19 protein-coding genes and 1 tRNA gene are annotated in these 19,601 nt (G+C 59.5%); 8 read left to right on the top strand and 12 right to left on the bottom strand.

What is annotated here, in order from left to right; translation table 11 throughout:
• Positions 1 to 3: 3 nt before the first annotated feature.
• The 3 genes from QN377_RS16190 to QN377_RS16180 all read right to left on the bottom strand — a co-directional run bounded on the left by QN377_RS16190 (position 4) and on the right by QN377_RS16180 (position 4,002).
• Positions 4 to 2,442, bottom strand: coding sequence for a TonB-dependent siderophore receptor (locus tag QN377_RS16190; protein WP_095017772.1), 2,439 nt, complete (start codon positions 2,440 to 2,442; stop codon positions 4 to 6).
• Between the two features lie 112 nt (positions 2,443 to 2,554).
• Positions 2,555 to 3,502 carry a FecR domain-containing protein gene (locus QN377_RS16185; protein ID WP_095017771.1) on the bottom strand — a complete coding sequence of 316 codons (948 nt, stop codon included), beginning with the start codon at positions 3,500 to 3,502 and terminating at the stop codon, positions 2,555 to 2,557.
• Entirely contained in the window at positions 3,502 to 4,002 is a 501-nt protein-coding gene (locus QN377_RS16180; protein WP_095000762.1) for a sigma-70 family RNA polymerase sigma factor, read from the bottom strand. The genes QN377_RS16185 and QN377_RS16180 overlap by 1 nt, the downstream gene beginning before the upstream one ends.
• A 246-nt stretch (positions 4,003 to 4,248) precedes the next feature.
• On the opposite strand from QN377_RS16180, the gene QN377_RS16175 reads away from it, so the two are divergent.
• Positions 4,249 to 4,446 carry a type II toxin-antitoxin system HicA family toxin gene (locus QN377_RS16175; RefSeq protein WP_095017820.1) on the top strand — a complete coding sequence of 66 codons (198 nt, stop codon included), beginning with the start codon at positions 4,249 to 4,251 and terminating at the stop codon, positions 4,444 to 4,446.
• Positions 4,443 to 4,853, top strand: a complete 411-nt coding sequence (locus tag QN377_RS16170; RefSeq protein ID WP_095017770.1) for a type II toxin-antitoxin system HicB family antitoxin — start codon at positions 4,443 to 4,445, stop codon at positions 4,851 to 4,853. Before QN377_RS16175 ends, QN377_RS16170 begins: the two co-directional genes overlap by 4 nt.
• Positions 4,854 to 4,952: 99 nt before the next feature.
• On the opposite strand, the gene QN377_RS16165 is transcribed toward QN377_RS16170, so the two are convergent.
• From QN377_RS16165 to QN377_RS16155, 3 genes are all read right to left on the bottom strand, one after another.
• Positions 4,953 to 5,028: transfer RNA gene (locus QN377_RS16165), tRNA-Thr, on the bottom strand.
• A gap of 186 nt (positions 5,029 to 5,214) precedes the next feature.
• Positions 5,215 to 6,579 carry a heavy metal sensor histidine kinase gene (locus QN377_RS16160; RefSeq protein WP_095017769.1) on the bottom strand — a complete coding sequence of 455 codons (1,365 nt, stop codon included), beginning with the start codon at positions 6,577 to 6,579 and terminating at the stop codon, positions 5,215 to 5,217.
• Positions 6,572 to 7,246 (bottom strand): heavy metal response regulator transcription factor, encoded by a 675-nt coding sequence (locus tag QN377_RS16155; protein WP_095000765.1) that lies wholly within the window; start codon positions 7,244 to 7,246, stop codon positions 6,572 to 6,574. The genes QN377_RS16160 and QN377_RS16155 overlap by 8 nt, the downstream gene beginning before the upstream one ends.
• Before the next feature lie 135 nt (positions 7,247 to 7,381).
• On the opposite strand from QN377_RS16155, the gene QN377_RS16150 reads away from it, so the two are divergent.
• Together QN377_RS16150 and uraH are read left to right on the top strand one after the other, a co-directional pair.
• Positions 7,382 to 7,861, top strand: a complete 480-nt coding sequence (locus tag QN377_RS16150) for a GlcG/HbpS family heme-binding protein (RefSeq protein WP_095000766.1) — start codon at positions 7,382 to 7,384, stop codon at positions 7,859 to 7,861.
• A 27-nt stretch (positions 7,862 to 7,888) separates the two neighbouring features.
• Entirely contained in the window at positions 7,889 to 8,299 is a 411-nt protein-coding gene (gene uraH / locus QN377_RS16145; protein WP_095017768.1) for a hydroxyisourate hydrolase, read from the top strand.
• A 105-nt stretch (positions 8,300 to 8,404) separates the two neighbouring features.
• Here uraH and QN377_RS16140 read toward each other — a convergent pair whose 3' ends face one another.
• The 5 genes from QN377_RS16140 to QN377_RS16120 are packed head-to-tail and all read right to left on the bottom strand — an operon-like array spanning position 8,405 to position 12,575.
• Positions 8,405 to 9,613, bottom strand: coding sequence for a methyltransferase (locus tag QN377_RS16140; protein ID WP_095017767.1), 1,209 nt, complete (start codon positions 9,611 to 9,613; stop codon positions 8,405 to 8,407).
• On the bottom strand, positions 9,594 to 10,283 hold the full coding sequence (locus QN377_RS16135) for an ABC transporter permease (protein ID WP_095000769.1): 690 nt from the start codon (positions 10,281 to 10,283) through the stop codon (positions 9,594 to 9,596). Before QN377_RS16135 ends, QN377_RS16140 begins: the two co-directional genes overlap by 20 nt.
• Complete coding sequence (locus tag QN377_RS16130; RefSeq protein WP_095000770.1) at positions 10,283 to 10,975, bottom strand: ABC transporter permease; 693 nt, start codon at positions 10,973 to 10,975, stop codon at positions 10,283 to 10,285. Before QN377_RS16130 ends, QN377_RS16135 begins: the two co-directional genes overlap by 1 nt.
• A 57-nt stretch (positions 10,976 to 11,032) precedes the next feature.
• Complete coding sequence (locus QN377_RS16125) at positions 11,033 to 11,788, bottom strand: ABC transporter substrate-binding protein (RefSeq protein ID WP_095000771.1); 756 nt, start codon at positions 11,786 to 11,788, stop codon at positions 11,033 to 11,035.
• Positions 11,789 to 11,801: 13 nt separating this feature from the next.
• The gene (locus QN377_RS16120) at positions 11,802 to 12,575 is read right to left on the bottom strand and encodes an ABC transporter ATP-binding protein (RefSeq protein ID WP_095017766.1); all 774 of its coding nucleotides are present in this window, start codon (positions 12,573 to 12,575) and stop codon (positions 11,802 to 11,804) included.
• A gap of 543 nt (positions 12,576 to 13,118) precedes the next feature.
• On the opposite strand from QN377_RS16120, the gene gabP reads away from it, so the two are divergent.
• The 4 genes from gabP (at position 13,119) to gltS (ending at position 17,654) form a co-directional block, all read left to right on the top strand.
• The gene (gene gabP, locus QN377_RS16115) at positions 13,119 to 14,510 is read left to right on the top strand and encodes a GABA permease (protein ID WP_095017765.1); all 1,392 of its coding nucleotides are present in this window, start codon (positions 13,119 to 13,121) and stop codon (positions 14,508 to 14,510) included.
• A gap of 193 nt (positions 14,511 to 14,703) precedes the next feature.
• Positions 14,704 to 15,429, top strand: a complete 726-nt coding sequence (locus QN377_RS16110; protein ID WP_095017764.1) for an IclR family transcriptional regulator — start codon at positions 14,704 to 14,706, stop codon at positions 15,427 to 15,429.
• A gap of 20 nt (positions 15,430 to 15,449) precedes the next feature.
• The gene (gene hutG, locus QN377_RS16105) at positions 15,450 to 16,388 is read left to right on the top strand and encodes a formimidoylglutamase (RefSeq protein ID WP_095000774.1); all 939 of its coding nucleotides are present in this window, start codon (positions 15,450 to 15,452) and stop codon (positions 16,386 to 16,388) included.
• Between the two features lie 57 nt (positions 16,389 to 16,445).
• Positions 16,446 to 17,654: a sodium/glutamate symporter gene (gene gltS / locus QN377_RS16100; protein ID WP_095000775.1), complete on the top strand. Its 1,209-nt coding sequence runs from the start codon at positions 16,446 to 16,448 to the stop codon at positions 17,652 to 17,654.
• Between the two features lie 97 nt (positions 17,655 to 17,751).
• Here the strand turns inward: gltS and QN377_RS16095 are convergent.
• Positions 17,752 to 19,601: ATP-binding protein (locus QN377_RS16095; RefSeq protein WP_323567642.1), on the bottom strand; the 1,850-nt coding region annotated here is incomplete at its 5' end.

Below are 19,601 nucleotides of genomic sequence, written 5' to 3'. Positions count from 1 at the left end.
GTGTCAGAAATCCCAGCGAGTGGTCAGCATAAAGTTGCGCGGCTCGCCATAAATCGCCGAGTTATAGAACCCGATATTGGTGTAGTAATACTTGTCGAACACGTTGTTGACGTTAAGCGTGGTCGACAGGTTTTCCGTGAATTGATAACGGGTCATCAGGTCCACCACCCAGTAGGGCTTTTGCGAGAAGTCTTCGTACCTGTCCTTGGGGCCGTTGAACATCTCTTGCCAGGCCGTGCTCTGCCAGCGTGCGCCACCGCCCACGGAGACTTTGTTGAGGTCGCCCTTCAGTTTGTAGATGGTGTAGAAGCTCAGTTGGTCTTCGGGTTCGAAGGTCGAGATCTTTTTACCGTTGTCATCGCGTACCACCTTGTGCGTGTAACCGGCCTGCAGGCTCCAGCCCGGGCTCAGCTCGCCGGATATCTCCAGCTCGTAGCCCTTGGTTTTAGCCGCAGTGCCCTTGAAGGCATAGTTGGGCGGGGTGGGTTGCAGGTTGTTCCAGGCATCGTCGGGGATGGGACGGTTGCTTTCCTTGACCTCAAAGTACGCCAGGCTGGCGTTCAGGCGGCCATCGAAGAACTCGCTCTTGAGGCCGATCTCGTAGTTTTCACCCTCGTCTGGGTCAAGCATTTTGCTGTTGCGATCCAGGTTGTAGAACTCCTGGGGCATGAATACATCGGTGTAGCTGGCATAGGCCGTCAGGTAATCGGTCAGGTCATAAGTAATGCCCGCATAGGGAATCAAGCGTCCTGTTTCGCGATAGGTATTGGTGGTGCCCGTAAGGGTGTAGTCGACCACCCGCCCGCCCAGAAACACTTTCAGCTCATCTGTGACATTCAGACGCGTGGTTGCATACATGCCGGTCTGGCGCACGGTGTCATCGCTGATTTGAGATGCGTTGCCCCAGTCAGGTTTGGCCAGATGGCCGTCCCAGTTGAAGTAATCCACCAGATTGGGGGTGGAGAAGGTCACGTCCCAATAGCCTTTGCCTTTCCAGTTGGCGGTACTGATGGAGCCACCCAACACCAAATCGTGTTCACGGCCGAGAAATTCGTAGGGGCCGCTGACATAGAGGTCGGCCGCGTCGCTGGTGGTTTCGCCTTTGTAACGTTGAGCATTGATATTGGCGGTGCCATCAGCCGCAGGCTGGTTGAACTGAATCGCTCCCAGCTGGGCATCGTAGCCATTGATCTTGTGGTCCAGTTGCAGCTTGCCCACCCAACCTCTGCCCAGGTCCTGTTCCAGGGTCGCGAACACCGTGCGGGTGTATTGCTGCCAGCTGCTCCAGTCGGTGGCGTTGCTGAATGAGCGTTTGGCGCTGTTGATCTCGCCCGCGTAGTTGTACAGCGGGAAGCTCCCCGACCAGGTGGAGCCCTGGGGTTTGTTGTCCTGATAATCGGCGCCCACGGTCAGCAAGGTGTCTGGCGTCAGGTCGACTTCGAGGATGCCGTAGAACACCGAACTCTGGTTGGAGTAGCGGTCGATATACGATTGCCGGTCCTGATAGGCCGCTACCGCACGACCGCGCACATTACCGGTTTCGGTCAATGGGCCGCTGAGGTCTACTTCAGTCCGGTAGTTGTCCCACGAGCCTGCGCCTGCGGTGATATGGCCGTGAAAATCATGGGTGGGTTTTTTACGCACCAGGTTGATGGTGCCGCCCAGGGACCCTGCCCCGCTGAGCAAACCTGAAGCGCCCTTGAGTACCTCGATACGGTCATAAATAGCCATGTCGCTCAGGGTATTACCCGCTGAATAGGCAACGTTGCGGACGGCGGAGGGGATGCCGTCGTACTGGAAGTTGTTGATCGAAAAACCACGCGAGTAGTAGTTGGTGCGGTCCGTGTCGTAGGCCGAGACGGTAATGCCCGGGGTATGGCGCATCACATCGTCAACATTGTCGAGGGCGAAATCATCCATATGCTGGCGGGTGATTACGCTGATCGATTGCGGCGTTTCCCGCGGTGTGAGCACCAGGCGAGTGGCCGTGGCGATAGCGCCCGGCGTGTAGGAACCGGTGCCTTCGGTAACGGTACCCAACTGGTTGGTGACAACTTGAGTGGCCCCCAGCTCCAGCGCGGCTTCACTGTTGCTGGCGACCAGTACATAACCCCCGTTGCTCTGGCGCTCGGCTTGCAACCCGCTATTGGCAAGCAAGCGCTCCAGGCCTTCCTCGACGCTGTATGAACCTTCAAGCCCGCCGGTCTTGAGGTGACGGGCCTGTTCGGTATCAAACGAAATCGTAACCCCAGCCTGCACACCAAACCGGGTCAGGGCGCTGCCCAGAGGGCCAGGGGCAATCTGGTACTGCGCCTGGCTTTGCGCTGCGGCCTGGGTAGGTAGCAGCGCCAGACCGGACAGGCTGGCGAGGGACGCGCCAAATACCGCCAGGCGCACAGCGCGGGCTATTTTGGTGGTGGTATTGAGGGGGAGCGGGGGCATTCGATGATCCTTGCGTGGTCATGGCACAAACGCGCTGTAGTCGCGGCTTATGTCATTGACGGATGAGAATCTAAATCAGCAAGGTTAAAGTTCAAGCCATTTGCACCTGAGCTTATGCCGGTTCGATGCTGGCCCAGTAGCGGGTGAAGAAACGAACGTTGACTGGCAGGGTTTTACCCAGATTCTCCAGCACCGTATCGGTGTCATCGATACGAAAGGCCCCCGAGATGCGTAAGTTCTGAACGGCTGTTGCACAACGCAGCACGCCCGGACGATAACGGCCCAACTCCTCGATAAAATCGCCCAGGCGCCAGTCGTCCACGCTCAACATGCCCTGTACCCAGGCGGTTGAGGCCGCAGGCAAAGGCTGAACCCTGCCGATTGCATTGCTATCGAAAGTGACTTGTTGTCCGGTCTCCAGACGCAGGGGCTGATGGATCAGCTCAAGCGGGCGAATTTCCACGGCGGATTGCAGCACCCCGACTCGCGTGTGCTCGGGCAATTGGCGCACGCTGAAACGGGTGCCAAGGGCGCGCACGCTGCCGTCCTCGGTCTGCACGATAAAAGGACGCTGCTCAGGATCCTTGGCGGTCTGAATCAAGATTTCACCCTGGTGCAGACGAATCACACGCTGTTTGGCGTCGAAGTGGATATCCAGCGCCGTGTTGGCGTTGAGCTCCAGTTGTGAGCCATCCTCAAGGCGCAGCGAACGCCGCTCACCGACGCCGGTACGCTGCCCCGCAAGCATCGAGCGATAGGGCACCTGCTCGGCCGCCAGCCAGGTACCGCTGCCAACGGCCAGCAGCATGCCAAGGATTTTCAGCACATCACGGCGTTGGGTTTTCGCGGCGTCGAGGCTGGAGAGAGCGGCCTCCTGGGGCATCAATGCCCATTGGCGCTGGAACCTCTCAAGCCGTGCCCAGGCCGCTTCATGTTGTGGGCAGGCTCTCAACCAGGCCTGCCAGTCCCGGGTGCGAGCCTCGTCGGTGGTGCCGTCATTAAGTTGTACATACCAGGTGGCAGCAGCCTCCAGCGCCTTGAGATCCGGGGCAGGGGACATCAATTGTCGACCAGCAACAGGCAGCGGGTCATGGCGCGAATCAAATGATTTTTCACCGTGGTAACCGACACCTCGAAACGCTCGGCGACGGCAACATAACTCAAGCCTTCGAGCTGCACGGCGAGGAAAATTTCCCGCGTTCTGGGGCCCAGCTCATCGAGCAGGCTGTCGATCGAAATCAGCGTTTCGATAATCGACAGGCGTATTTCTGGCGAAATATCCACAGGCTCGGGCTTGAGTGCCAGCGCCTGCAGATAGGCTTGCTCGATGGTGCGGCGGCGCACTTTGTCGATCAACAGCGAGCGGGCAATGGCGCTCAGATAACCACGGGGCTCCCGAATGGGTGTGTCATGGCGTGCAGTCATGACCCGCAGGAACGTGTCCTGGGCCAGGTCGCAGGCATCCGCCGTATTGCCCAGGCGCACGCGCAACCAGCCCTTTAGCCAACTGTTGTGATCGCTGTACAACCGATGAAGAGCTGAAGGGTCGAGCGCCGACATAATGATGCAACCAAAATGTAATTGGTAATCGATCGCATTATTGTGATGGGACAGTATTTATGCAAGGGGGAGGTTCATTGGAGGGGGGGGCGGACAGCGATAATACTGCTGGAGATAGAGTCGTTCGGGTGCACAGGGTGTAACACAACTCTAAGCCGATCGCGTGTTTTGGTGTGTAGTGTGTGTATTTTCCGATTGCACCATTTTTCAATGGTGTGTAGCGTACACACAATGCGTGGTGATCAAGTGCGAAGTCGTGAGCTTATTGAATTATTGGTGGCAGATGGATGGTTTGAGATCGCAATCAAGGGAAGTCACCATCAGTTCAAGCATCCAGCCAAAGCGGGTCGGGTAACGGTTCCACATCCCAAGTCAGAAATTGCCATAGGGACGCTGCACAACATTCTCAAATCCGCAGGTCTCAAGGGAGAGTTACGGTCATGAAATTTCCAGTGGTCATACATAAAGACGCAGATTCCGAATTCAGCCTAACGGTGCCTGATGTGCCAGGCTGTTTTTCTGCCGGGAGCACTTTTTCGCAAGCGCTGGATAACGTGCAGGAAGCATTGGCTTTGCATCTGGAAGGCATTGTTGCGGACGGCGGCGAGCTGCCGCAGGGCAAGGACGTGGATGCCCACCTGGAGAACCCGGATTTTGTCGGTGGAATATGGGCAATCGTTGACTTCGATTTGACGCCTTACCTTGGCAAGTCGGTTCGGTTCAACGCTTCTTTGCCAGAAAACCTGTTGCAGCGCATTGATGAACGAGTGAGCAGGGACCACCGCTATGCATCCCGTTCGGGGTTTCTAGCAACAGCTGCATTGCGCGAGCTGAGCGTTCAGAATTTTTAATCGGCTCAAGACCATCACCATGTGGTGCTCTTGAGTCTTCTCCAAACCCTGAAAACAAAAAAGGCCCACCTTTCGGTGAGCCTCTTCTGGTGTTGCGTATGGTGCCGGCACCAAGAGTCGAACTCGGGACCTACTGATTACAAGTCAGTTGCTCTACCAACTGAGCTATACCGGCGTTATGGGCGACGAGTATACCCGGATGTTTGGGCTTGTAAACCCCTGATAACAGACTATTTTCACGTTTCTGACCGGCGCTCGGTGAAGGAGGGGGGCAAGCGCTCCGTCGTGACCCGATTTTTCGCCGAATTGGTCAGCGCCGACACTTCGTCGCACCGCCGCGCCCACAGGAAAACTAAAAAGGTTATTGAGCAAACCCCAGTTCAAACAGCGTGCCGCTGGTATCACTGACCACCCGCACCTGGCCGCCATGCAATTGCATGATCGAATGCACAATCGCCAACCCGAGCCCGCCCGAGTCCCCCGGTTGGGCCCGTGAAGGATCGACCCGGTAAAAACGGTCAAACAACTTGCCCAGATGCTGCGCCTCAATCGGCGGGCCAGGGTTGTGCACACCGATCCAGCAAAACCCGGCATCGTCATGGCGCTGCAAGCGTACGGTAGAGCCCGGTTGAGCATGGCGCACGGCATTGGCCAGTAAATTGCCCAGTGCCCGCTGCAGCAGCTGTTGATCGGCCATCAGCGAGCCGCTGAGCTGATTGTCCAACTGCAGCTGCCGGTCCTCAGCGAGTGCTTCGAAGTAATCGCACAGCTCGTCGCCCACCTCACCAAGGTCCAGCACTTGCAACTGCAACGGGCGCTGGCCGTGTTCGGCGCGGGCGAGAAACATCAGGTTTTCGGCCATACGGTTGAGCCGCTCGTACTCTTCGATATTCGACGCAAGTACTTCCTGGTACTCAGTCGGGCTGCGTGACTGGTTCAGTGCCAGGCTGTTGCTGCCCAGCAGGTTGTGCAACGGCGTGCGGATTTCATGGGCCAGGTCGGCGGAGAACTGTGACAGCCGCGCAAAGCTGTCTTCAAGGCGTGTCAGCATGGCGTTGAGAGCCTGTACCGGCTCCTTGAGTTCGGCAGGCACGTCATGTGTGGCCATGCGCTGGTCAAGGCTGCGCGGATCGATGCCAGCCATGGCGTGGGCCAGCTCACGCAAAGGCTCAAGGCCGCGACGCAACAGCAACAGGCCAAGGCCGAAAGCCAGCAGCGCGCCCAGGCCCACGGCGCCATATAAACGCATACGGTAGCTAGCGAGCATTTGCTCACGCTCATCCAGGCGTTTGCCTACGGTCACCCTGAGGATTTCATCGGCCGGGCCTCGGGCCATGCCGGCGAGCAGCACCGTCTGGTCCAGTGTCTGGATATCGGCACGCTGTGACGCCCGGTCCTGAGCAATGGGCGGTATATCAGGCAAGTCCTGCCGGTGCGGGTTAATGGCGATAAGCGGGCTGCCATCTGCCCGCTTGACCAGTAGCACACTGTCCAGGTTGCCCAGCATGTTCTGGTAGAGGCGCGGGCGTTCTTGCAGGGCTTCGAGGCTATCGCTGTCATGCAGCAGGGCGCGCACTTGTTCAAGGCGCCCGAGCAGCGCCTGGTCATCACGAAACGCCAGTTCCGAGGCCAGGGAGCGATACAGGAACACCCCGATCACACTCAGTACCAACGCGCAGGTCATGGCGATCGCCAGCGCCAGACGCCAGGCGATGGATTTACTCATCGGGTGCTTCCAGTTGATAACCAACGCCGCGCACGGTGTGGATCAACTTGGGCATGTAGGGATCGTCGACCTTGGCCCGCAGGCGACGCACGGCGACTTCGACCATATTGGTGTCGCTGTCGAAATTGAGGTTCCACACTTGGGAGGCGATCAGGGTGCGGGACAGCACCTCGCCCTGGCGGCTGGCCAGCAGTTGCAGCAGGGCGAATTCCTTGTTGGTCAGGCTGATGCGCTGGCCACCCCGGCTGACCCGGCGGCGCAGCACGTCGATTTCAAGATCGGCGATGGCATACGACTCGGCCTCGCGTAGCGGGCCGCGACGCAGCAGCGTGCGTACCCGGGCGAGCAACTCGGCAAAGGCGAAAGGTTTGAGCAGGTAATCGTCGGCGCCTAGCTCCAGACCGCGCACGCGGTCTTCGATAGCATCCCTGGCGGTCAAGAACAGCACCGGTGTGGCGCCGCGCTGGCGAATCAGTTGCAGCAGTTGCCAGCCATTGAGCCCCGGCAGCATCACATCAAGGATGATCAGGTCGTATTCCTGCTGTTCGACAAAATAGCGCCCGTCCAGGCCGTTGAGTGCCACATCCACGGCAAAGCCGGACTCCTTGAGGCCCTTGGCCAGGAAATCGGCGGTCTTGGCTTCATCTTCAACCACTAGCAAACGCATCGCACACCTCGATCAATCGTCTGCACAGGCTAGGCGCCTTCGTCGGTGTTGCCTATTACAAACTTGTAATGCAACTGACGGGGTTCTGACGAGGAGCGCTGGTTAAGGTGGGCCCATTCGTACAGGAGCTTGCCCATGATGTTGAAAACCTTGTTGTTGTGGACTGCCGTTGGCGTTGCCGGCGTGGCCCAGGCGGCGCCGAATCTGGCGCGCCATGCCGATCTGGACCTAGCCACCGCCCGCCAGTTGGCCGACGCGACCCTCAAGCACTGCACCGGGGCGCTGAGCGTGCTCGACCGGGGTGGCAACGTGCTGATGGCGCAGCGTCCGGAAGGCGTTGGCCCGCACAACCTGCTGGCGAGCCAGCGCAAGGCGTATACCGCGCTGTCGACCAAAACCCCGACCCGGCTGTTTGCCGAGCGTGCGCGTAACAACCCCGAGGCCGCCAATCTCAACTCCATTGCCGAGCTGTTGCTGCTGGGCGGCGGTGTGCCGTTGTTCGCCGAAGGTGAACTGGTGGGCGCGCTGGGCGTGGCCGGGGCGGGCGGTGCTGAGCAGGACGAAGCCTGCGCGATCAAGGCTGCCGGGCAAGTTGGCCTGACCATTCAACGTTGATCAGATTTTAACCACTGAGGACTTACCATGAAATCGTTGCGAATCACCCTGGCGGCTTTAAGCCTGAGCGCTGTGTCGAGCCTGGCGCTGGCTGCCGGCAATCCGTTGAGCGTGCATGTGCTGAATCTTGAAAACGGTCTGCCGTCCCCGGGGGTCAATGTGACCCTGGAAAAGCATGTGGGCAAGGATTGGCAGCCGCTGGCGCAAGGCGTGACCAATGAGCAGGGACGTATTGGCGAGTTGTTCCCGGGCAAACAGGCGTTCGAGGCGGGGGAGTACCGGGTGGTATTCAAGACCGGCGATTATTTCAAGAAGGCAGGGCGTGACACGTTCTTCCCGGAAATCCCGGTGATTTTTGAAGTGAAGAATGTGGATCAGCATTACCACATTCCGTTGTTGCTCAGCCCTTATGGTTTTTCGACATATCGCGGGTCGTAGTCCTGCGAAACCCTTTGTGGGAGCGGGCTTGCTCGCGATGAGATCGCTGTGGTTTAACTGTCAGACCGCAGCGCCTGAATCGCGAGCAAGCCCGCTCCCACAGGGTTATCCACAGCGCTGCGCAAGCACCATCAAATTGCGCGGCGTCAGCTGGCTGTCGCAGAACTCGCCAACCTGCACTGCATAGCCGTTCTCCTCCAGGTAGAGCGCCCGATCGAGCACCAACCACAGTTCCAGCGGGCGGCGAAACAGCCCGCGCACCAATTCCAGGTTGCGCACCTGCGCCAACCTCTCCCAGCCTGCGGCTTCCAGCGCCGGCCAGTCTTCTTCGCCACTTGTGGATAAGTTCTTCAGCGCCGCCAAGTCCGAGCAGTACTCGGCAAACGGCTTGTTCAGCCAACTGCTGGGCAGCGAGGGTGTGGATAAGTACTCATCACACTGACGGCGCTGGCGCTGCCACAGATCAAAACCCAAGCGCCGTGCCATCGACTGGTCACGCTGAAGGCGCACGCGGGTGCCGGCGGTCACGGTTTCGCTCATGGGCAGGCTCAGGTCTTCCAGCGACAGTTGCAGGGAAGATGCCTTGGCGGCTGTGGATAACGCTTGATAGTGCGACCCGCCGATGCGGTTGTAGCAGCAGGGGGATACGGCAAGTTGTGCACAACCCGCCGCGCTGGCCAGTTGCAGCAGGCGCACATGCAAATCGCCGCAGGCGTGCAGCGCCACGGGTGTCATTTGGGGTGTGAGCTGCCGGGCTGCTGCTTCAGCGAGCACATCTTGCTGAACATGACGGGCCGCCAGTTGATGACGCTGGCTCAGGTGTTGGCCGGATTCGATCAATGCCGGATCATATTCCAGGCACGTCAGTTGTTGCCCGGCACTTAACAGCCGGCGCCCCAAATGCCCCTTGCCCGCACACCAGTCCAGCCAGTGGGTTGGCGCTTGTGCAAAGGTCAGGCTCTGGGCGAAGGCCTCGATCTGTTGCCATTTGCGCCCGGGTACATCCACTTGTAAGCGCGGGTTTGCGGGCGCAAGGGCTTGGGCCGCTAGTCGTGGCACTGCGCTCAGGGCAAGGGAAGTCGCCGCCAGTTCAGGGAACGGCGCAGGGGCGGGCAGGTGTTGGGGGTGGTTGTGGCTGGCTTCGGCGTCTTGCAGCGAACGCTGGCGCAACCACTGCGCCAGTTTCGGGTGTTGCGCTTCCCACGGCACGTTCAACTGAGTGAAGGGCCGTGGGCGCCAGAGGTGCTGGTGGTTTTGCAGAAACCCGTCCAGCGCCTCGAAGCGGGCAAGCAGGTCAGCGCCCTTGGCAGGCATCGACGCGCAACCAGCGCTCCAGCAGTTTGAAGCCCTGGATCAGCACAAACGACATGACCAGGTAAATTGCCCCGGCAGCCAGGAACATGTCCACGGTCTGGTAGTTGCGGGCAATGATGGTGCGGGTCATGCCGGTCAGTTCCAGCAGGGTCACGGTACTCGCCAGCGAGCTGGCTTTGAGCATCAGGATCACTTCGTTGCTGTAGGCCGGCAGACCGATGCGTGCAGCGCGTGGCAGGACGATATGCACCAGGGTCTTGAAACGCGACATGCCCAGGGCCCGTGCTGCCTCGATTTCACCTGGCGGGATGGCCTGGATCGCGCCGCGCAGGATCTCGGCAATGTAGGCAGCGGTGTGCAGGGTCATGGTGATGATCGCGCACCAGAACGGGCTGCGCAGGTACGGCCACAACGCGCTATCACGCACCACATCGAACTGCGCCAGGCCGTAATAGACCAGAAACAGCTGGATCAGCAACGGCGTGCCGCGGAAGAAAAAGATGTAGGCGTAGGGCAGTGAGCGCACATACCAGAGCTTGGATGAGCGGGCGATGCCCAACGGGATGGCCACGATCAGACCGGCGATCACCGAGATGGCGGTCAGCTCCAGGGTCAGGGTCGCACCCTGCATCAGCTTGGGCAGCCACTTGAGGATTACTTCCCACTCCATTACGTCCTCCTCACGAAGCCGCGCGCTGCGCGTTTTTCAAGCACGTGCATGGTGCCCATGGCCAGTACGGTAAGGCCCAGGTACATCACGGCTGCCACCATGTAGAAGGTGAACGGGTGTTTGGCGAAGGTCACGGCGTTTTGCGCCTGACGCATGATTTCTTCAAGGCCGATGACCGACACCAGCGCGGTGTCCTTCATCAGGATCATGAACAGGTTACCCAGGCCGGGCAGGGCAATACGCCACATTTGCGGCAGCACCAGCTTGGTGAAAATCCGCGGTTTGGACAAGCCCAGTGCCATGCCCGCTTCGCGGTGGCCCTTGGGAATGGCCAGGATGGCACCGCGGAACACTTCGGTGGCATAGGCACCAAAGCACAGGCCCAGCGCGAGTACACCCGCCGCAAAGGCGCTGAGGGTGAGGTCGGGCATGCCGATGTATTCGCCGATGGTGCGCACCAGGTTCACGCTGCCAAAGTAGATCAGCAACACCCAGAGCAGTTCGGGCACGCCGCGAACCAGGGTCGAATAGGCGCCGCCCAACCATCTAAGCGGTTTGAAGGGGGAGGTCTTGGCCAAGGCACCGAGCAATCCGAGCACCAGGCCCAGACACAGCGCGGTAAGTGCCAGTTTGACGGTCATCAGCGCGCCAGCGGCAAGCGCCGGGCCGAATCCGTATAAATCGATAGTCATGGGGTAGGCAGGCTTTGCTAGGGACCGGCGCGCCTACAGGCGCACCGGTCAGGCAGGTCAGTAGATGCTGAACGGGAAGTACTTGTCGTTGATCTTCTTGTACGTGCCGTCTTCAACGATTTGCTTGAGGGCCAGGTTCAGCTTGGCACGCAGTTCGTTGTCGCCTTTGCGCAGGGCGATGCCGACCTTGTCGTCTTCGTTGACCGGTTCACCCTTGAACTCGTATGCCTGGCCAGCCGGGCTTTTCAGCCAGTCGTAGTTGGCGTACTTGTCAGCCAGCAGCGCGTCTACACGGCCCGAAGTCAGGTCGAGGTAGGCGTTTTCCTGAGTGTCGTACAGGGAGATGGTGGCGTCGGTACCCAGGTTGTCATCCAGCCAGGTCGCAGCCTGGGTTGAACGCTGAGTGCCCAGGGCCTTGCCCTTGAGGGACGCGAGGTCGGTTTTGAAGTCGACTTTTTTCGGCGCGATGAACTGCTGCTTGTTGGAGTAGTACGGGTCGGTGAAGTCCACCGCCTGCTTGCGTTCGTCAGTGATCGACAGCGACGACACGATGAAATCGTACTTTTTGGCGTTCAGTGCCGGGATGATGCCGTCCCAGTCGGAGGTGACGATTTCACACTCGGCTTTCATCTTGGCGCACAGGGCCATGGCGATATCCGGGTCGAAGCCCACGACTTCACCACTGGCGTTCTTGTTGTTGAACGGTGGGTAAGCGCCCTCAATGCCGACTTTGTACTTGTCTGCAGCCAAGGCGTTGGCGCTGAAAACCAGTGTGGCGGCAGCGGCCATGAGAAGCTTTTTATAGTTCTGCATTCGTGTTGCTCCGTTAGCGGTTGCTGGACATGAATTGTTTACAGCGCGCCGAAACCGGGTTGTCGAACACCTGTTCTGGCGACCCTTGCTCTTCGATCAGGCCCTGGTGCAAAAACACTACTTCGCTGGACACCTGACGGGCAAAGCCCATTTCGTGGGTGACCAACAGCATAGTGCGACCTTCTTCGGCGAGTGCGCGGATCACACTAAGTACTTCTTGAACCATTTCCGGGTCAAGTGCCGATGTCGGTTCATCGAACAGAATCACTTTGGGCTGCATGGCCAGGGTGCGGGCAATCGCTGCGCGTTGCTGCTGGCCACCGGACAATTCGGACGGATAGGCATGGCGTTTTTCGGCAATGCCGACTTTGGCCAGCAATGCTTCGGCCACTTCGATGGCCTCGGCCTTGCTTTGCCCCAGTACGCGACGTGGCGCCTCGATAATGTTGTCGAGGATGGTCATGTGCGGCCACAGGTTAAAGTTTTGAAACACAAAACCCAGTTCGCTGCGCATGCGGTTGATCTGCTTGCCGTCGGCCGCGATCAGTTCGCCATTTTTGGCTTTCTTGAGTTTGAGCTCTTCCCCGGCGACCACGATCTGGCCTTCGTGGGGGTTTTCCAGAAGGTTGATGCAGCGCAGCAGAGTGGACTTGCCGGAACCGGAAGAACCCAGGATCGAGATCACGTCGCCGTCGCGTGCGGTCAGCGAGATACCCTTGAGTACCTCAAGCTCGCCGTAGCGTTTGTGCAAGTTGCGGATTTCAAGCGCGGGCGTGGCCAAAGCCATGTGCGTTCCTCTTTGTGTTCGGGTGCGATCCTGCTGTTGGGCGGCCTTCCTGGCGCAGGCCAAGCTAGCATAGGGTTGCAGAGGCAACCAGCCGCCCTGAAGACACAAAAGGCGCGAGGGTGGCAGTTTGTCGCATCGCTACAGCAGAGTGTCGCGCCGACAACAACCGACCCTGTAATTCGCCGTTCGGCCAGACAGGTGTCGCTTAAAAAAGGTCGCGATGTTGCCAGCTTTGGCCCGGTGTTGGAAGCGCGAACCTACTAAAGGTTAAAGATGTGCACTGCTTTTGGGCCATATGGGGTGTTTTGGGTATTTTTGGTGCGTCGAGACCCTTGTAGCTGAGTGTTTCGGTAACGACTTGGCGAAATGCCATTGCGCTCAATGGCTTGCAATGTCTGTTGCAAATCGTTGCAGCCCGCGGAAACCGTGCATATGTCACATTCTGGCTCAGTTATTGCGTCAAGGATTCTAAACGCCCCGTTGGTTACTTTTTACGAAAGTCAACGCGGGTGCTCGGAATGGCTTCAATGAAAGGTAGTCCCAATGAGCAATACGCAATCCTCTAGCGGCCTGGAACAAGGGCTCAAACCACGGCATGTGACCATGCTGTCGATTGCCGGTGTTATCGGCGCCGGTTTGTTTGTCGGTTCCGGACACGCGATTGCCCAAGCGGGCCCTGCCGTGTTGCTGGCTTATGCCGCAGCAGGCACCTTGGTCGTGCTGGTGATGCGCATGCTGGCCGAAATGGCCGTTGCCTCGCCTGATACCGGTTCGTTCTCCACTTACGCCGACCGTGCCATCGGGCATTGGGCTGGTTTTACCATTGGCTGGCTGTACTGGTGGTTCTGGGTCCTGGTGATCCCGCTGGAAGCTGTCGCCGCAGGTACCATCCTGCATGCCTGGTTCCCGGGTACGGCGATCTGGGTGTTTACCCTGGTCATCACCCTGTTGCTGACCGCCACCAACCTGTTCAGCGTCAAGAACTACGGTGAGTTCGAGTTCTGGTTTGCGCTGGTCAAGGTGCTGGCGATTATTGGCTTTATCATTTTGGGTCTGCTGGCCATTTTCGGCTATCTGCCTACCAGCCAGGTCAGCGGTGTCGCGCATCTGTCCGATACCATCGGCTTTATGCCCAATGGCATGGGCGCTGTTCTGGCTGCCATGCTGACCACCATGTTCTCGTTCATGGGCACTGAAATTGTCACCATCGCGGCGGCGGAATCCAAAGATCCGAGCAAGCAGATCACCAAGGCCACCAATTCGGTGATCTGGCGTATTGGCCTGTTCTATCTGGTATCGATTTTCATCGTTGTGGCCCTGGTGCCGTGGAACGACCCGAGCCTGGCGCAGTTGGGTTCCTACCAGACCGTACTTGATCGCATGGGCATCCCGAATGCCAAGCTGATCGTTGATATCGTGGTACTGATCGCCGTAACCAGCTGCCTGAACTCGGCGCTCTACACCTCTTCGCGCATGCTCTACTCCCTGAGCAAACGTGGTGATGCACCGGCTGCGGCCAAGCGCACCAATGCTGCGGGCACGCCTTACTGGGCGGTGATGATGTCCACGGGTGCAGCTTTTGTAGCGGTATTTGCCAACTATGTGGCGCCGGCTGCCGTGTTCGAGTTCCTGCTGGCCAGCTCTGGCGCGATCGCGCTGCTGGTGTATCTGGTGATTGCCGTGTCGCAACTGCGCATGCGCCAGAAGCGTACGGCCCTGGGCGAGAACATCTCGTTCAAGATGTGGCTGTTCCCGGGCCTGACCTATGCGGTAATCGTCTTTATCGTGGCTATTCTGACGGTCATGCTGTTCCAGGAAGCGCATCGCGTTGAAATCATGGCGACCGGTATGCTGAGCATTCTGGTGGTGGTGGCAGGCCTGCTGGTGGCACGCCGTCGTCGCATTGAGAAGTTGGGGGCACCGGTACTCAACTGAGGCCAGGACGGTTCTCGCGGTTGAATACCCAGAAAAGCCGTCATCCTTCGGGATGGCGGTTTTTTTGTGCCTGTAAGGGGGGCAATTTGCGACCGCTGATCACTATCTGGCGGTTTTTTCCCATTCAGTGGGAATCGAATTTCAGCTAATGGGAAACACCGTGCACCATGCAGGCAAGAGCATGGGGCCGATAATGAACTACAACACGCCAACTGATCGCTTGCTGCAAATCCTCGTCAGCCTGGGGCAATCCGCCGAGGCGATCTCCGCCAAGGCGCTTTCCGAGCAACTGGGGCAACCGCTGAGCAGCACCTATCGCCACCTCAACACCCTGTTGCGTTGGGGCCTGGCCGAAGAGAACGGCCAGGGCCGCTATCTGCCAGGGCCAGCCTGTTTGCAGCTGGCGAAAAAGTTTGACCGCGAAGCGGTGCTGGTAACGCTGGCCAATCCTGAACTCAAGCGTCTGGCCGAGCAAAGCCAGGAGAGCGTGGCCTTGATGGTGCCGAGCAACGGTCAGGCGATTTGCATTGAGCTGGTCGACAGCCCGCAGCCGCTGCGCTGCTGTTACCAGAAGGGGCTGGCCCAGCCGCTGCTGGTCGGCGCTTCTGCGCGGGTGCTGCTGGCGTATATGGATGAAGCGCACAGTGTGTCGGCGCTTCTGGCGCAAGGCGTCGAGCCTGAAGAAGTGGCCACCTATCAGCGCAGCTTTGCCCAAATCCGTGCTGCCGGTTATGCCGTGAGTGTGAGTGAGATCGACGACGGTATCTGGGGCATCAGCGCGCCGTTGCTCGACAGCCGCAATCGCCTGCAAGGCGCCATCAGCCTCATGGCCCCGGCTACCCGGGCACACACCCGCAGTGAACGCCTGATCCGCTGGACCCAGGACGTTGCCCTGCGCCTGAGCGCCCGGCTCGACTGAATTTGACTGGAGTTTCAAACATGACGGTTGTACCCGACATGTCCTTGTGGACAGGCCGTATTGATGCCGCTGAAGGGCAGGGCGCGTTGCGCTGGCATCAATGGGTCAAGCCTGTGGCCGATGGCCTGCCAGCGGGGGCTGCATTGATTGGTTTGGCCAGCGATGAAGGGGTCAGGCGCAATCAGGGCCGTACCGGTGCCCGCAAGGGGCCGGTGGCCTTGCGCAAGGCCTTGGCCAATCTGGCATGGCACGGTCACGCGCCGCTGTACGACGCCGGTGATGTGAGCTGCGCGGGCGATGATCTGGAGGGCGCGCAGCAAGGCTATGGCCAACAGGTCAGCCATTTGCTCGACCAGGGGCATTTACCGCTGGGCCTGGGTGGCGGGCACGAAATCGCCTTTGCCAGTTTCAGTGGTCTGGTCGATCACTTGCGCCGCAAACACCCGCAGCCACGCATTGGCATTCTCAATTTCGATGCGCATTTCGATTTGCGCCACGCCGAACAAAGCAGCTCAGGCACACCCTTCCGGCAGATTGCCGAGGCTTGCCAGCGTTTCGATATGCCGTTCACCTATTGCTGCCTGGGTGTCAGCCAGTTGAACAATACCCAGGCCCTGTTTGAACAGGCCGGGCGCCTGAATGTGCGTTACCGCCTCGACCGGCAAATGAACAGCTGGGACATCCCCGCCTGCGAAGCGTTGATCGATGATTTTCTGCAAGACGTCGATCACCTCTACATGACCCTTTGCCTCGATGTCCTGCCCGCCAGCCAGGCCCCCGGCGTCAGTGCGCCGTCTGCCCATGGGGTGGACATGCAGATCGTCGAGCACCTGGTACGCCACGCCAAAGCCAGCGGCAAATTGCGCATGGCCGACATCGCCGAGCTCAACCCGAGCCTGGACATCGACAACCGAACCGCCCGCATTGGCGCGCGTCTGCTCGCCAGCCTGATTGATTAATTTTTGCGCAAATCCCTGAAACCGCTTGTTGAATCATAAGAAAAAGAGAAATTCGCCATGCTGACATTCGAACTGGATGCGCTGAGCACCCTTGCTCTCGCGTTGCTCCTGCTGGGCCTGGGTGCCCAACTGAAAAAGCGCAGCTACTGGCTGCGTCAATTGTGTGTCCCTGCACCGGTCATCGGTGGTTTTGGGTTTGCCTTGGTGATCTGGTTATTACGGGATCAGCAACTGCTCAACCTGAGCCTCGACACCAGCCTGCAAACCCCGCTGATGGTGGCGTTCTTCACCACCGTGGGTTTGGGTGGCAGCCTGGGGTTGTTGCGCAAGGGCGGCAAGCTGCTGTTTATCTACCTGGGCGCGTGCTGGGGCCTGGCGCTGGTGCAAAACGTGGTGGGAGTGAGTGTGGCCAAGCTGCTGGGCATCGACCCGCTGCTGGGGATCATGGCCGGGGCGGTGTCACTGGAGGGCGGCTTTGGTGCGGCGGCAGCCTTTGGGCCGATTGCTGAAAACCTGGGGGCGGTCGGGGCTACGACTGCCGCGCTCGCCGCTGCAACCTTTGGCATGGTGGCCGGTGGTTTGCTCGGCAGCCCGCTGGCGCGCTGGTTGATCGAGCGCAACAAACTGGTGGTCAAGGCCGAAGCCGCGGGCAGTCTCAAGGCGTTCGAAGACGTGGTCCACACCCCTGTGGCCGCGCTGGATGCCGCAACCCTGCTGCGTTTGCTGACCTGCATTGTGGTGATCATGGTGCTGGGGTTCTGGCTGGGCTCCAGCTTGCAGCAGCATCTGGGTATCGTCTTGCCGAGCTATGTGGGGGCCATGTTCGTCGCGATCATCCTGCGCAACCTCAATGACCGGGCTCAGCTGATCGAGGTGCCCGACCATGCCGTCAGCACTATCGGTGATGTGTGCCTGGGCATGTTCCTGACCATGGCCATGATGAGCTTGAAGTTCTGGGAGCTGGAGAAGCTCGGCTTGCCGTTGCTGGTGATTCTGGTGGTGCAGGTGGTGATCATGATCCTGCTGTGCGTGTTCGTCCTGTTCCGCCTGTTTGGCCGCAACTACGACGCCGCGGTCTTGTGCGCTGGTTTCATGGGGCACGGGCTGGGCGCGACGCCCAATGCCGTGGCCAATATGGGGGCCATCTGCGATCACTACAAAGTCTTCTCGTACAAGGCCTTTATCATCGTGCCGCTGTGTGGGGCGGTGCTGATCGATATCGTGGCGATCCCGATGATCACCTGGTTTATCAACGCCTTCAGCTGACGGGTTGAATGTAAAACGGCCGCTCTCCCGTCAAGGAGGCGGCCGTTTTTATGCAGCATTCAGGTGTGATAGCTGCAGGGCATTGTGCTGTTAACCATCAGACCATTCTTGGGACCGTGAAGCGAAACTCGCTGCCTTCTCCCGGTGTACTTTCGGCCAGTAGCTGGCCGCCATGGGCCTTGATGATGCCCTGGGAAATGTACAGCCCCAGGCCCGTGCCCAGCGCGTTGCCTTCTTTAGCCGTCCAGTAGCGGTCGAAGATATGGGGCAGCTGTTCGGGGGCTATGCCCTTGCCCGAATCTCGCACGCTGAACACGATATCGTCCCCGTTGGACATGGCTGCTACGCCGATCTTGCCCTGTGCGGGGGTGAACTTGATCGCATTGCCGATCAGGTTGGAAAGCACCTGGAACAGGCGTTCGGGGTCGGCGCTGATTTTCAGGTCGGGCTCGGCGTGGAAAGTCAGTTCCACGGCCTTGTCCAGCGCCAGCGGCGCGAGCAACGACAGTGCCTCTTCAAAAATCTGGCTGACTTCCAGTGGCTGCGGGCTGATGGTGTAGCGTCCGGCTTCGATTTTCGAGGTGTCGAGCAAATCGTCGAGCAGCACGTTCATGCGGCTGCTGGCCTGCTGCATGGTGTCGATGGCCGAGGTGATGCGTCGCGATGTGTGCGGGCCGTCGCTACTGAAGGCCTTTTGCATCATGCCGCAGAGCATCGAGATAATGGTCATGGGGTTGCGCAGGTCGTGGGAGACCACCGCCACCAGCTCGTCGCGTGCGCGCACGGCCTGTTGCTCGCGCAGCACCTGGCGCGACAGGTCGTTTTCCAGGGCCGAGCGGCGCAGGTCATTGGCAGCAAACAGATCGCCGTGGCTCCATTTGCTGGAGATGCCGTCCATCTCGACTTTCCAGATTTCGAACGAGGTGCGCGGGCTCAGGCGCAGGCCGTTGCTGCCGGCTTCCAGGTTCAGCGGTTTATTGGGGTCGCCGCTCCACTGGATGCTTTCTTTGACTTCGCGGCGAAACCACAGCACGGCGTTGTCCACGGGCTTGGGCAGGGTCATGGCCAGCAGGCCGCTGGCGATGTCCTTGTACTGTGCTGCCGGGGCGTGCAGGGTGCTGAGGTTGTGGCTGGAGAAGACTGGCTGGCCGCTGTCCTTGAACCATTGGTACAGCGCGCGAGTGTCTTCCGGGGAGGGGCACTGACCATAACGGTGCAGCACCTTGTCTTCCAGAATCGCCACACCGCTGGCGCCAGTCAGATCCATCAAGGCTTCGGGCATTTGTGCCAGGCCTTCAAGCACGGCTGCGGTGCTTTGCACCATGGCGGCGTTGAGGCGCACCAGGGCATCCATCTTGGCTTCGCGCTGACGGCTGATTTCCAGGGTTTGCAGGGCGCTGATCTGCAGGGACAGCACCTGACCGATGGTCTGGCAGGCCATGCGCAGTTCATGGGGGACATGCAGCGTCTGGCGATGCCCGCAACTGATGAGTCCCCACAGGCGCTCGCCATCCATCAGCGAGATGCTCATGGACGACAGCACGCCCATGTTCTTCATGTACTGGCAGTGAATCGGAGAAACGCTGCGCAATACGGCCCCGCTCAGATCCAGTGCCTCGCCGGTGTCCGGGCGCAATGTGGGAATCAGCGGCACAGGTTGGTAATCGGCGTTCGGAATAATGCGCAGCCAGTGGGTGCGGTACAGCTCGCGGGCTTGTTCAGGGATGTCGGAGGCAGGGAAAAACATGCCGTTGAACAATTCCATCTCTGGCGAGGAGGCTTCCGCGATGACCTGGCCGTGGCCTTCATCCTGAAAACGGTAGATCAGAACCCGGTCGTAGCCCGTCAGTGCCTGGATCTCGCGCACGCAGATTTCATACAGTGCGGTGAGGGTCTTGGCCCCTTGCAGGCGTTGCAGCATACGGCTCAGGTTGCGCACCTTGCCCA

The organism is Pseudomonas sp. CCC4.1, from assembly GCF_035019225.1.
Taxonomy (GTDB): Bacteria; Pseudomonadota; Gammaproteobacteria; order Pseudomonadales; family Pseudomonadaceae; genus Aquipseudomonas; species Aquipseudomonas bubulae.
This window is presented reverse-complemented; position numbering and strand designations above follow the sequence as displayed.